The following is a 12563-nucleotide window of genomic DNA, read 5'->3' as shown; positions in this document are numbered from 1 at the left end:
GAAAGAAAGTGTCTGATGGATCCTCGCAGTGAAGCGGCGCGACACGCGATCGGCGCGGGGGATGCGGTGCGCGCGCGGGCGCTGGCGCAGGGCGTGGTCGACCCAGCCGAGGCGCATTTCCTGCTCGGCCTCGCCGATGCGCTACAGGGACGCGTCACGGTCGGGATCGGGCAGCTCGATGCCGCCATCGCGATCGCACCGCGGGCGGAATATCTCGCACAAAAGGCGCGGATGCTGATCTTGGTGCGTCGCGATGGCGAGGCGCGCGTGGCCGCCGAAGCGGCGCTCGCGGCCGGGCCGGACGATGCGCTGACCTTCGATACGATCGGGAACATCCATGCCCGGCTCGGCGATCATCAGGCGGCATTGCGCTGTTTCGAACCGGCCGTCGCGCGCGACGGTGGCAATCTGGAGTATCGCTATAATCTCGCGTTGGCGCTGGGGTTCCTCGGGCGCACGGTGGAGGCTACCGCGCACTATGAAGCGATTCTGGCGCGCGCACCGCGTCACGGGCGGGCGCATTATGCGCTGTCTGGCCTCGCCAAAGCGAGCCCGACCGCGAACCATATCGCCCGGCTCGAGGCGGTGCTGGCCGCCGCGTCGTCGCCCGATGATGCATTGCGCATCCGCTATGCGCTGGCCAAGGAATATGACGACATTGGCGAGCCGCAACCGGCCTTTCGGCACTTGTCCGCTGCCAACGCCGCGCACAAGGCGCGAACCGCCTATGATTTTTCCAGCGATGCCGCGATCTTCGACGCGATCGAAACGGCGTTTCGCAAGCCCGACTTTTTCAGCGGTTCAAGCCAGGTAACGGAAGCGCCGATCTTCATCACCGGCATGCCGCGCACCGGCACGACGCTGGTTGACCGCATCCTGTCCTCACATCCGCAGGTGCACAGCGCCGGCGAACTCCAGGCGATGCCGCTCGCGATCAAGCAATTGAGCGGAACCCGCTCGCGCTTCGTCACCGATCCCGAAACGCTCTTCGCCTCCGGCGCCCTGTCGCCCGATGCGGTTGGCCGTGCTTATCTTGCGCATGCCGTCCAGCATCGGCGGCGCGTGGATGGCCGCTTCATCGACAAGCTTCCGGCGAACTTCCTGCACATCGGCCACATCGCCCGCGCGCTTCCGCAGGCGAGCATCGTCTGCTTGCGCCGCAATCCGATGGATACGGTGTGGAGCAATTACAAAAACCTGTTTGCAACGACGTCGGCCTATTACGCCTACAGCCATGATCTGCTCGACACGGCGCGCTACTTCGCGCGGTTCGATCGGCTCATGACGTTTTGGGAGACGCTGTTGCCCGGCCGGATCCTGCAACTGCGCTACGAGGATCTCGTGGCCGATCAGGAGCAGCAAAGCCGCCGCTTGTTCGCGCATTGCGGGCTCGACTGGACCGATGCTGCGCTCGGTTTCCACACCAACAGCGCCGCCGTTGCCACCCCGAGTGCCGCCCAGGTGCGCCGCCCGATGTACCGCGATTCGGTCGAACGCTGGCGCGCGCATGAAGCGGACCTTGCGCCCGTTCGCGCGTTCTTTGACGATGCGGCAATTTCGGTCTGAATAAGCACACGGCGGCTTCCCGGGCTTGCCGCCGTGTGGCGGAAAGCCCGGGGCTCGATCAGAAGTGTACGCTCGCCTCGACCCCGATCGTCCGCGGCGTCACCACGGCATAACTGTAATAGCGCCGCGAAATGCCGTAGTCGGTATTTTGCGGGCCGATCTTGCTGAAATCGTTACCCACCGAACTGATCGCATATTGGTTGAAGATATTCAGCGCATAGATGCTGAAATCATAACGCTTGGTGCGATAGGTGAGCGATCCGCGGTTCAGGACGTAATCCGGGATCACCTCGCCAAATCCGCGATTGCCTGTCTTGGTGAACTGATCGCCATGATAGGTGAGCGTCCAGTTCAACGCCAGCTTCGCTCCGTTGTCGAGCGGTTGGGTATAGGTCGCGCCGAAACTGCCCGAATGCTTTTGCGATCCCGGCAAACGATCGCCGGCAAAGGCGGTGTACTTGGTGCTGCCAACCACGATCAGCCCGGGCGCGTTCTGCGTCAGATGGGCATCGAGATAGGCATAGGTCGCCGAGACTTTCAGCTTATCGGTGATATTCGCGGTCCCGGTAAACTCGATGCCTTTCGATACCGCCGCACCGGCATTGGTGGTAATGCCGACCGCGCCGTTGACCGTCTGGCTACCGACTTGCAGCTGCTTCCAGATGATATGGTAGGCATCGAGATTGACGGTCACGCGGCCGCCGAACAGATTGGCGCGAACGCCGATTTCCTTATTGTAGGTCTTGTCCGGCTGATAAAACAGTTCGTTCGGCAGCGCGCAGACGTTCTGGCCCGGTGCCAAGGGCAGGACGCACGGCGGTACGGTGTTGGGTCCGCCGATGCGATATCCGGTCGAATAAGTCCCGTATAACAACAGGCCCTCGCGGAATTTGTACGACGCATTGGCCTTGTAGACGAAGCCGTCCGCGCCGGACGTGCCCGACTTCACGCGCGATGGCGCAAACTGGATCAGCGGGTAGGGGGTTCGGGTCAGGCCACCGCCGAACAGCGGCAGATCGGTGCCGCCGCGCGCGGTCGCGTCATATTTATAGTATCGCACGCCGCCGGTAATCTGGAACGCGTTGGTCGGCTTCAATGTCGCTTCGCCGAACACGGCCTTTTCGGTATTCGAATTGTCGAAGAACGAGATATATTCGAGATCGTCCTTGCGCGGCGAGTTGATGAAGCTTGCGAAACCGGGCGTGTATTCCTGGCGGTCGCCAAACTGTTTCAGCTTGTTGTAGAACCCGCCAACGGTCCAGCTGAGCGGCCCGCCATGGGTCGAAACCAGGCGCACTTCCTGCGTGAACTGCTCGTTGCGACGTGACCCTTTGGCATAAGACGAGAACGCCGGGAACGCTTCATAGCTGTAATTGAGATCGAGCAGCAGATCGGTGTTTTCTGAAATATTGTTGTTCCGCTGCAGCGTGTAAGCTGAAGACGACACCAACTGCGCCACGTTGAACAGGTTTGCCTGCAATTCGAACGCGTAGAGATACGCGCGCCGATCCGACGGTTCGAGAAACCGGACCGGTTCGGAATATTGGCCGGTGTTGAACTGGAAGGCACCGTTCGACTGGCGACCATTGGTCTTGATCTGCTGGAACGCAAAGGTCAGATAGCCTTTGATGTTGTCATTCGCCTCGAGCAGCAAGGTGTTGCGCGTGGTCCAGGTCCGTTCGAAGTTGACGTCCTTAATATATTTGAAATTCGCGCTATATTGCGCCGGCGTCACCGTCGTATTGTTCTTGCCGCCCGGCTGCGCCAACGACACGCCCGGCGTCTGCAGGATGAACGGATTGTCGATGAACCCCGGTTCGTAATAATAGCCGGCGGTGCTGCGCAGTGCGACATGGTCGGTCACGATCGGGAGGTTGACCGTGAAATCGCCCTGGAAACCGAATTGGCTGCCCTGGTCGACGGTCGAACCGCGAATATGCGCATCGACACTCAATGCGGTGGTGTTGGGGCGTTTGGGAATGTAGCGAATCGCACCGGCCAGCGTCCCCGCGCCGTACAGCGTGCCTTGCGGACCGAGCAGGACTTCGACGCGCTCCAGATCGAGCAGCTTGAAATCCTGGTACAACGGCACTTCGCCGAGATAGATCGCGACGGCGCGGTCGGCATTGCTGCCGAAATCGCTGGTCTCGTTGGCGGAAAGGCCGCGCAGTACGATCGTTCCGGTGGCACGCGGACCGGTCTGGTTGATCGTTACGCCAGGGGTGAAATCGGCCAGGTCGCGGATGTCATGGAGCCGCTGCTCCTCAATCTGCGCGGCACCCACTGCCGTAATGTTGATCGGAACGTCGGCCAATGTGGTGTTGCGGCGCGTCGCCGTCACGACGATGTCGTCGGAGCTGGCAGCGGCGGCATCGGGGTTGCTGGCGCTGCCGGGGGCAGCATCGGGCGCGGTCAATTGAGTCTGGGCAAACGCCGGGGCGCCGACACCGAGACCGGCCAGGGCGCTGGCCGACAGCAGAGCTGCCCTGATCTTGAACGTAGTGGTCATTAGTCCCCCTTATGTAATCAGCACACGTAGCCTCGATCCTCCCGGCATGATCGGCCCGCCCTTTTCGGTGCGTGGCAAGAGTGAGGAGTATGGGGGCAATGCGAGGGTCGCCAATGGGGCGTTTAACGTAGGAACCCGGCGGGTTAGGCCGGCAAACCCAGCCAGCGACCGCAGTCGCAACGGGGCGCAGGGGCCGATTCCGACTAAAGGATGATCTCTCCCCGCGCCTTGCCAGTTGCGGGCGAGTGATCGCGTCGCCCATGCTGAGACCGGCTATACGTCCGATGACGTATGACGCTGTCGCCCGGGATGCGATAATTTGCCGGGGAGACTTGGTGTCGCGGGGGCAAGATGGACGGAATTCGCGTAGGAAATCGGATGATCGGGACGCAGTCGCCGGTCACGATCGGATGGGAAAATATTCCCAAGGTCGAGGGCGGCCCGATCAAGCAATTCGTCTTTACGTGGTTTCAGCCGACCGTGTTGTTCGCGCTGATCGCGTTCTGGTATTACGCGCCCAATTCCATCGCCAAGACATCGACCGCAATCGGTATCGGGATCGGCTTCAAGGTGCTGCTGATGGGGCTCGAATGGGTCAATCCGCGCTACGAGAGTTGGCGCCTGACGTGGAAGGAGCTGGTCACCGACCTGTTCTATGTCGGCCTCGGCTACACCCTGCTCCGCATGGTCGATCAATATATCGGCAGCGATGTCATCATCGAAAATATCCAGCAGTCGATGCACTGGGACAAATTCGCCTGGTTCATCGGATTGCCACTGCTGGTGCAGGCGCTGATGATCTCGCTGATCTTCGATTTCGGGCAATATTGGATGCATCGCGCGATGCACAATTGGTACCCCTTGTGGCTGCCGCATTCGGTGCATCACTACATCACGCAGCTGAACATCAACAAAGGCGCTGTCGGCAATCCGGTCGAACTGTTCCTGATCGGCATCGGGATCGGCGGACTTTTCGATTTCGTGCCGCGCGCAGCGCTGCTCGCCGGCGCGATCGGCCTCGCGATCGGCACCTATCAGCATATCAACGTCCGCTTCAATTCGCCGCGCTGGTGGCGGTTCCTGTTCAACACCACCGAGCATCACAGCCTGCACCATTCGCAGGATTATGAAGCGACGCGCAGCAATTATTCGAACACCTATATCTTCATCGATCGTATTTTCGGCACGTGCATCGACGGCGAGGCCGAACTGTTGGGCATGGAAGGCGGCCGCCGCATGGCGATCCGCGAGCAGATGACCTATCCTTTCACCGAAGGGTGGAAGACGATCAAGGAACGGTTTGGCCAACGCCCGGCGGCCGTGCCCGCCGAATGAGGAAAGCCGATCGGTCAGCATAACCTCCCGCTCGCCGTTCGCCCTGGTCAGGACAGCGCCACGCCACGTGCCGCCGCCCCGCGCCACCCACGGCGACATCGAGCGTATTTCTCAACAGGAGGTCCCGTGAACACACGTTTTATCGACTGGATCTGGCACGTCAGCGGCACCGTGGCGCTCGCCCCCGGACAATCGGGCGACGATGCCTTCGACCAACTCGACGCGCTGTTCCGCCAGCCCGGGACGACCCGCCAACGGACCGGCGACACGCTTACCTTCCATAAGAAGGACCAACTCGCGCAGGATAAGATGTCGGTCTTCGACGGTGGCGTCCTGCGGATCGAAAACGGGGCCGATGGGCCGGTGCTGCGCTATCGGTTGGCCAGCCGGGCGTTGCTCTTCTGTTTCTTGGCACCCTTGCTGTTCCTGGGGATCGCGCAACTGACCATCCTGCAGGGCAATGCCTGGAAAGCGCCCGACGCTGCGAAAAAGGCGGCGGCCAAAAAGGCCGACGTGCCGATGAACCCGATCGACAAAGCACTCGGCGCCCCCGCCCCAGAAAAGCCTGCGAAAAAGGGCGCCGACAAGCCCGGTGGCAAGAATAAGAAACCCTCGCCCACGCCGGCGTATGTCTTCGCGGGGCTTTTCGCCACGCTCTATCTCGTCGGGCGGCTGCTCGAGGCTCGGCTCCTCAAGGCGTTGTTCGAGAAGCGGCTTGCCGGACAGTAAGACGGGTATCGGGGAAATCGCGCGCGCGGCCCGACGCGCATTCGGCGCACGCCGCGACGCTTTGCGTCGTCTGACCAAACAGAACGCCGGCTTGATCCGCACCTGCGGAAGTGAGAGACGGAATGATGGTGCCATGGCAGTTCTGGATTGATCGCGGCGGTACCTTTACCGATGTCGTGGCCCGCAAGCCCTGCGGCGCGGTGCTCACCGCCAAATTGCTCTCCGAAGACCCCGAACGCTATGCCGATGCCGCGGTCGAGGCAATCCGGCGCTTGACGGCGGGCGCCGACGTGCCAATCGCACTGCGCATTGGCACGACCGTCGCGACCAACGCGCTGCTCGAACGCAAGGGCGAACCGACCGTATTGGCGATCACGCGCGGGTTCGGCGATGCGCTGGTGATTGGGCATCAGGAGCGCGCCGACATTTTCGCGCGCGATCTGGTGCGGCCGGCACCGTTGTTTGCGGATGTCGTCGAGATTGACGAGCGGATCGCGGCGGATGGCGCAGTGGTGACCCCGCTCGACCGCGACGCCGCACGGCGCGGTTTGCAGGCGGCCCATGCTGCCGGTTTCCGGTCGATCGCCATCGTCTTGATGCACGGCTATCGCTTTACGGCGCATGAGGCGGCACTGGCCGAGCTTGCGGAGGCGATCGGCTTCACCCAAATCTCGGTCAGCCACCGCGTCGCGCCGCTGATCAAGCTGATCGGTCGCGGCGATACGACGCTGGTCGATGCCTATCTTTCGCCCGTGCTCGATCGCTATGTCGCGGGGCTGTACGCGGCGCTGGGCCACAACGCGCTGTTCATGCAATCGTCGGGCGGGCTAGTCGACGGCGCAAGCTTTCGCGGCAAGGATGCGATCCTGTCGGGGCCGGCGGGCGGGATCGTCGGCATGGCGGCGACCGCGCGCGAAGCGGGGTTCTACCGCATCATCGGGTTCGACATGGGCGGCACCTCGACCGACGTGTCGCATTATGCCGGCAGTTATGAGCGCGATACCGAGACGCTGATCGCGGGCGCCCGCCTCCGCGCGCCGATGTTGCGCATCCATACCGTCGCGGCGGGCGGCGGATCGATTTGCCGCTTCGACGGACAGCGCTTGTTGGTCGGGCCGGAAAGCGCCGGGGCGGTGCCGGGGCCGGCGTGCTATCGGCGCGGCGGTCCGCTGACCGTTACCGACTGCAACGTCATGCTCGGCAAGCTGCGCCCCGACTTTTTCCCCGCATTGTTCGGCGCGCAGGGCAATCAACCGCTCGATCCGGCGGCAGTGGGGGCGCGCTTCGCCGAACTGCCGCTCGATCCTTATGCCGCCGCCGAAGGCTTCGTCGCGGTCGCGGTCGCGAACATGGCCAATGCGATCCGCAAAATCTCGGTCGCGCGCGGGCACGATGTGACGCGCTACACGCTCGCCTGTTTCGGTGGTGCTGGCGGGCAGCACGCCTGTCTGGTCGCCGATGCACTGGGGATGGATCGGGTGCTGATCCATCCGCTGGCGGGCGTGCTGTCGGCGTATGGCATGGGGCTGGCCGATCGGCGCGTGCTGCGCGAGCGGACGCTGGGCGCGGGGATCGAGAATCGCGCTGCGATTGAAGCCGCTTTCGGAGCGCTGGTGGAGGAAGCGCAGCAAGCGCTGGTGGCGCAAGGCGTGATGCCTGCGACGGTCGTCGTCGAACGCCGCGTGCACCTGCGCCGCGGCCAGACCGACCATACGATCGAACTCGATTTCGCCGGGACCGGCGCAATGATCGCCGCCTTCGACGTGGCGCATGTGGCGCAATTCGGCTTTGCGAGCACGCAAGCCTTGATCGTCGATCGCCTCGTCGCCGAAGCGGTCGCGGCAAGCCCGCCGATCGAAACGACGCTGGTCGATTTGCCCGATCATCCCGCTGCACCGCTCGCCATCGTGCCCGTTCACATGGCCGGCGCGTGGCACGACACACCGGTGCTGGCGCGCGAGGGGTTGCCCGCTGGTCACGCGCTCGACGGGCCTGCCTTGATCATCGATCCGATGGCGACGACCGTCGTCGAACCGGGCTGGCGCGCGCGCGTCGATGCGACCGGCAATCTGATCCTCGATCGTGTCGCGGCTCGAAGCATCGCCAGCGTCGGGACAGAAAGCGATCCCGCCCGGCTCGCGATCTTCGCCGGATTGTTCATGAGCATCGCCGAGGAAATGGGGGCCGCGCTGCAACGCTCCGCCGCCTCGGTCAACATCCGCGAGCGGCTCGATTTCTCGTGCGCTGTGTTCGACGCGGCGGGCAATCTCGTCGCTAACGCGCCGCATATCCCGGTGCATCTCGGCTCGATGGGGGAGAGCATCCGCACGATCCTCGCCGCGCGCGGGGGCGCCGCGGACGGACGCGGCATCCGCCGGGGCGACGCCTATGCGCTCAACGCGCCGTATCGCGGCGGCACGCACCTTCCTGATATCACCGTCATCATGCCGGTGTTCACCAACGATGGCGACACGCCCGACTGGTTCGTCGCCGCGCGCGGCCATCATGCCGACGTCGGCGGGATCACCCCCGGATCGATGCCGCCCGACAGCGTCTCGGTCGAGCAGGAAGGGGTGTTGCTCGACGATGTGCTGGTGGTGGACGAAGGGCGTTTCCGCGAAGCCGAACTGCGCGCGTTGTTCGGCGGCGGGCCGTACCCGGCGCGCAACATCGACCAGAATATCGCCGATCTCGCCGCCCAGCTTGCCGCCTGTACGCGCGGCGCGGCGGGCCTCGCGCGGATCGCCGGCGACTATGGCGCGGATGTCGTCAGCGCTTACATGGAACATGTCCAGGCAAATGCCGACGCGGCGACACGGCGCTTGATCGCGCGGCTCGACGATGGCGCTTTCGCCTATGAAATGGATGACGGCGCGGTCGTCCGCGTCGCGATCCGGGTCGATCGCGCAAGGCAAACCATGACGGTCGATTTCGCCGGGACCAGCGCGCAGCGGCCCAACAATTTCAACGCACCGGTCTCGATCGTCCGCGCCGCAATGCTGTACGTCCTGCGCGTGCTGCTCGATGAAGATGTTCCGCTCAATGACGGGTGCCTGCGCGGCGTGACGGTCCGCGTGCCGGAGGGATCGATGCTCAATCCGCGCTTTCCGGCGGCGGTGGTGGCGGGCAACGTCGAAACGAGCCAAGTCGTTACCGATGCCGTGTTCGGCGCGCTCGGCGCGATGGCGGCGAGCCAGGGCACGATGAACAATTTCACCTTCGGCGACGAGACCTATCAATATTATGAGACGATCGCCGGGGGATCGGGGGCCGGGCCGGGCTATGACGGTACCGCGGTCATCCAGACGCACATGACCAACAGCCGCCTGACCGACCCGGAAATCTTCGAAACGCGCTTCCCGGTGTTGCTCGAGGAATTCTCGATCCGCGCACAGTCGGGCGGCGCTGGCACCCATAAAGGCGGCGACGGCGGGCTGCGGCGTGTGCGATTCCTGTCCGACATGACCGCCTGCATCCTCGCCAATCGCCGCCGCGTGGCACCGTTCGGGCTGGACGGCGGGGCGGCGGGCGCCGTGGGCGCAGCCCGCGTCGAACGCGCCGACGGATCGATCGAGCAGCTTGGGTCCACTGCAAAGGTAGACATGCGCGCGGGCGACGTGTTCGTGATCGCAACGCCCGGCGGCGGCGGCTTCGGAGGGGATTGAATGCTCGCTCTGGCCGGGATCGCAGTAATCGTCGCGGGCTTCCTGTTGCGCTTCAACCCGCTGCTGGTCGTCGCGGTGTCGGCGCTGGTAACCGGCCTCGCCGCCGGGATCGATCCGCTCGCGATCCTTGCTGCGTTCGGCAAGGCGTTCAACACCAACCGCTATGTCAGTGCGATTTACATCGTGTTGCCGGTCATAGCCCTGCTCGAACGCTACGGTCTGCAGGAGCGCGCGCGAGGCGCAATCGCGGGCTTGCGCGGCGCGACGGTTGGGCGATTGCTGATTGGGTATCTGCTGTTCCGGCAAATCACATCGGCGCTCGGCCTGACCTCGATCGCAGGCCCGGCACAAAGCGTGCGCCCGCTGGTCGCGCCAATGGCCGAGGCGGCGGCCGAGCGGCAGGGTGTCGCGCCGGGTGGCGACGCAATCCCCGCGCTCGCCGCCGCGACCGACAATATCGGGCTGTTCTTTGGCGAGGACATCTTCATCGCGATCGGGTCGATCCTGCTGATGAAGGGGGTGTTGGAAGGCTATGGCATCGTCATCCAGCCGCTGCATCTGTCGCTCTGGGCGATCCCCACCGCGATCGCGGCGCTGCTGATTCATGGCGGCCGCCTTTGGTGGCTCGATCGTCGCTTGGCGCGCGGCGCATGATCGGTACTAATTTCATCTACGCCGTCGCCGGGCTGATGTTCGCCGCGTTCGCCTGGCTCAGCGCGACCGATCGCGGCAATGCCAAGCGCTTCGGCAATGCCGGTTTCTACGCCTTGCTGAGCGTGAGCTTCCTGTTCGGCGACCGGATCGGCGATCTCGGCAATGGCGTGCTCGTGCTCGGCCTCGTCGCCATCGCGGGCACCGGCGCGATGGGACGCGGTGCGCGCAGCACCACCGGCACGACCGAACGCCAGGCCGAGGCGGCGCAGCGCGGCAATCGGCTGTTCCTGCCCGCGCTCGTGACCCCGGCGACCGCCTTGCTCGGTACGCTGGCCTTCAAGGCCGCACCCGCCTTGGTCGATCCCAAGCAGATCACGCTGGTGGCGCTCACCTGCGGCGTCCTGCTTGCACTCGCGATCGGTTATGCCTGGTTCCGCCCGCGTCCCACCATGCCCTTTGCCGAGGGGCTGCGTCTGATGGATAGCGTCGGCTGGGCGGCGGTTTTGCCGCAGATGCTCGCGAGCCTCGGCGCGGTGTTCGCGCTCGCCGGGGTTGGGCAAGTCGTCGGTGGCATTGCCGGCGCCGCGATCCCCGCTGGCAGCCTGATCGGGGCGGTGCTCGTTTATGCGCTTGGCATGGCGGCGTTCACGATGGTGATGGGCAATGCCTTCGCCGCCTTTCCGGTGATGTTCGCCGCAGTCGCGATGCCGCTGCTGATCGGACGCCATCACGGCGACCCGGCGGTGATCGCGGCGATCGGGATGCTGGCCGGATTCTGCGGTACGCTGATGACGCCGATGGCGGCGAACTTCAATCTGGTGCCCGCCGCCTTGCTCGAGTTGAAAGACAAGAGCGCGGTGATCAAGGCTCAGGTGCCGACCGCGCTGCCGCTTTTGGCGGTCAATATCGCTTTGCTCTACTGGCTGGGATTCCGATGATGCTCGATGCTGCCACTGCCGAGCGGTTCGCCGCGCTGACGCTTGGCCATTTGACGCGCGAATGGCCGTACAAGCTCGATCAGGTCCTGAACGGTCCGTCCGACCTCGCGCTCCCGAGCGCGCTACACCCAATCTTCCATGGCAGCTTCGACTGGCACAGTTGCGTGCATGGCTGGTGGCAAGTGATGCGGCTCGCCCGCCTGTTCCCCGCGATCGACCAGACACCGGCAATCGAAGCCCTGGCCGATCGGATGCTGGTGCCGCAGCAGGTGGCCGGCGAAGTCGCCTATCTCGACCGCCCGATGACCGGCGGGTTCGAACGCCCCTATGGCTGGGGCTGGCTGCTGGCCTTGCACGACGAGCTGGCGCTGCGCCCCGATAGACCGTGGGCCGCTGCGCTCGAGCCGCTGGCCCGCGCGTTCGCCGCGCGCTTTGCCGCCTATCTGCCAAAGCTTCTGTATCCCGTGCGCAGCGGCAAGCATGACAGCACGGCGTTCGCGCTGATCCACGCGCTGCGCTGGGCGCGGACGCATGACGTCGCGCTCGCGGCGTTGATTGAGGAACGATCGGGGGTGTGGTTCGGCGCGGACCGCGCGGCGCGCCCGTGGGAGCCGAGCGGCGAGGATTTTGTGTCCGCCACCTTGTGCGAAGCGGTCCTGATGCAGGACGTGCTCGGCCCGAAGTTTCGTCCGTGGTTCGATGCTTTCCTGCCGGATCCGTATGGCGCGCCGACCGCTTGCTTGCGCACGCCTGCCATTGTTACCGATCGCAGCGACGGTCGCCTCGCGCATCTCGACGGATTGAATCTGGCGCGGGCGTGGTGCTGGCAGCGCCTTGCCGATGATTTGCCCGAGTCGGCGACGGCCCGCGCGATCGCGCAGGCGCATCTTCACGCCGCGCTGCCGCATCTGGCCGACGATTATATGGGGGAGCACTGGTTGGCGACGTTCGCCCTGCTCGCGCTGACCGGCTGACCTGCGAGATCGCACGGTCGGTCGGGCGGTCAGAAGACCGCCGGAGCGTCGCTGCAACACACATCGACGTGCACCGAACGACTCGCCTCGCGGTCCCGCCCGACGCGCGACATCGCGGAAAACATCGGCGCGGCGCGTAACGATATCATGCCTTGCCGCGAATGTCGGTCGTCCCCACGACTTCGCCGAAAGG

General features: G+C 64.6%; 8 protein-coding genes. 7 read left to right on the top strand and 1 reads right to left on the bottom strand.

The genetic code is table 11. From position 1 onward, the window contains the following. The first annotated feature begins 15 nt into the window (after nt 1-15). Complete coding sequence (locus tag IEV62_RS05770) at nt 16-1566, top strand: tetratricopeptide repeat-containing sulfotransferase family protein (RefSeq protein WP_188445918.1); 1551 nt, start codon at nt 16-18, stop codon at nt 1564-1566. 58 nt (nt 1567-1624) lie between these two features. Here IEV62_RS05770 and IEV62_RS05765 read toward each other — a convergent pair whose 3' ends face one another. After that, nucleotides 1625-4075, bottom strand: coding sequence for a TonB-dependent receptor (locus IEV62_RS05765; RefSeq protein ID WP_188445917.1), 2451 nt, complete (start codon nt 4073-4075; stop codon nt 1625-1627). A gap of 351 nt (nt 4076-4426) precedes the next feature. Between IEV62_RS05765 and IEV62_RS05760 the strand changes: the two genes are divergently transcribed. From IEV62_RS05760 to IEV62_RS05735, 6 genes are all read left to right on the top strand, one after another. Then, on the top strand, nt 4427-5410 hold the full coding sequence (locus IEV62_RS05760) for a sterol desaturase family protein (protein ID WP_188445916.1): 984 nt from the start codon (nt 4427-4429) through the stop codon (nt 5408-5410). 126 nt (nt 5411-5536) lie between these two features. Further along, a complete protein-coding gene (locus tag IEV62_RS05755; RefSeq protein WP_188445915.1) occupies nt 5537-6139 on the top strand; it encodes a hypothetical protein in 603 nt (200 codons plus the stop codon). Between the two features lie 122 nt (nt 6140-6261). Next, on the top strand, nt 6262-9804 hold the full coding sequence (locus IEV62_RS05750) for a hydantoinase B/oxoprolinase family protein (protein WP_188445914.1): 3543 nt from the start codon (nt 6262-6264) through the stop codon (nt 9802-9804). Continuing rightward, nucleotides 9805-10458, top strand: a complete 654-nt coding sequence (locus tag IEV62_RS05745) for a DUF969 domain-containing protein (RefSeq protein ID WP_188445913.1) — start codon at nt 9805-9807, stop codon at nt 10456-10458. Then, nucleotides 10455-11396, top strand: a complete 942-nt coding sequence (locus tag IEV62_RS05740; RefSeq protein WP_188445912.1) for a DUF979 domain-containing protein — start codon at nt 10455-10457, stop codon at nt 11394-11396. The genes IEV62_RS05745 and IEV62_RS05740 overlap by 4 nt, the downstream gene beginning before the upstream one ends. Continuing rightward, nucleotides 11393-12370 carry a DUF2891 domain-containing protein gene (locus tag IEV62_RS05735; RefSeq protein ID WP_188445911.1) on the top strand — a complete coding sequence of 326 codons (978 nt, stop codon included), beginning with the start codon at nt 11393-11395 and terminating at the stop codon, nt 12368-12370. The genes IEV62_RS05740 and IEV62_RS05735 overlap by 4 nt, the downstream gene beginning before the upstream one ends. The last annotated feature ends 193 nt before the right edge of the window (nt 12371-12563 follow it).

The organism is Sphingomonas psychrolutea, assembly GCF_014636175.1.
GTDB lineage: Bacteria > Pseudomonadota > Alphaproteobacteria > Sphingomonadales > Sphingomonadaceae > Sphingomonas > Sphingomonas psychrolutea.
Note: the sequence above shows the minus strand (reverse complement) of the source record. Positions and strands in the feature narration are given on the sequence as shown.

What these genes read in the sequence shown, in the direction of transcription:
- IEV62_RS05760 (WP_188445916.1), top strand. Translation starts at nt 4,427, where the DNA reads ATGGACGGAATTCGCGTAGGAAATCGGATGATCGGGACGCAGTCGCCG.
- IEV62_RS05770 (WP_188445918.1), top strand. Translation starts at nt 16, where the DNA reads ATGGATCCTCGCAGTGAAGCGGCGCGACACGCGATCGGCGCGGGGGAT.
- IEV62_RS05750 (WP_188445914.1), top strand. Translation starts at nt 6,262, where the DNA reads ATGATGGTGCCATGGCAGTTCTGGATTGATCGCGGCGGTACCTTTACC.
- IEV62_RS05765 (WP_188445917.1), bottom strand. Translation starts at nt 4,075, where the DNA reads ATGACCACTACGTTCAAGATCAGGGCAGCTCTGCTGTCGGCCAGCGCC.
- IEV62_RS05740 (WP_188445912.1), top strand. Translation starts at nt 10,455, where the DNA reads ATGATCGGTACTAATTTCATCTACGCCGTCGCCGGGCTGATGTTCGCC.
- IEV62_RS05745 (WP_188445913.1), top strand. Translation starts at nt 9,805, where the DNA reads ATGCTCGCTCTGGCCGGGATCGCAGTAATCGTCGCGGGCTTCCTGTTG.
- IEV62_RS05735 (WP_188445911.1), top strand. Translation starts at nt 11,393, where the DNA reads ATGATGCTCGATGCTGCCACTGCCGAGCGGTTCGCCGCGCTGACGCTT.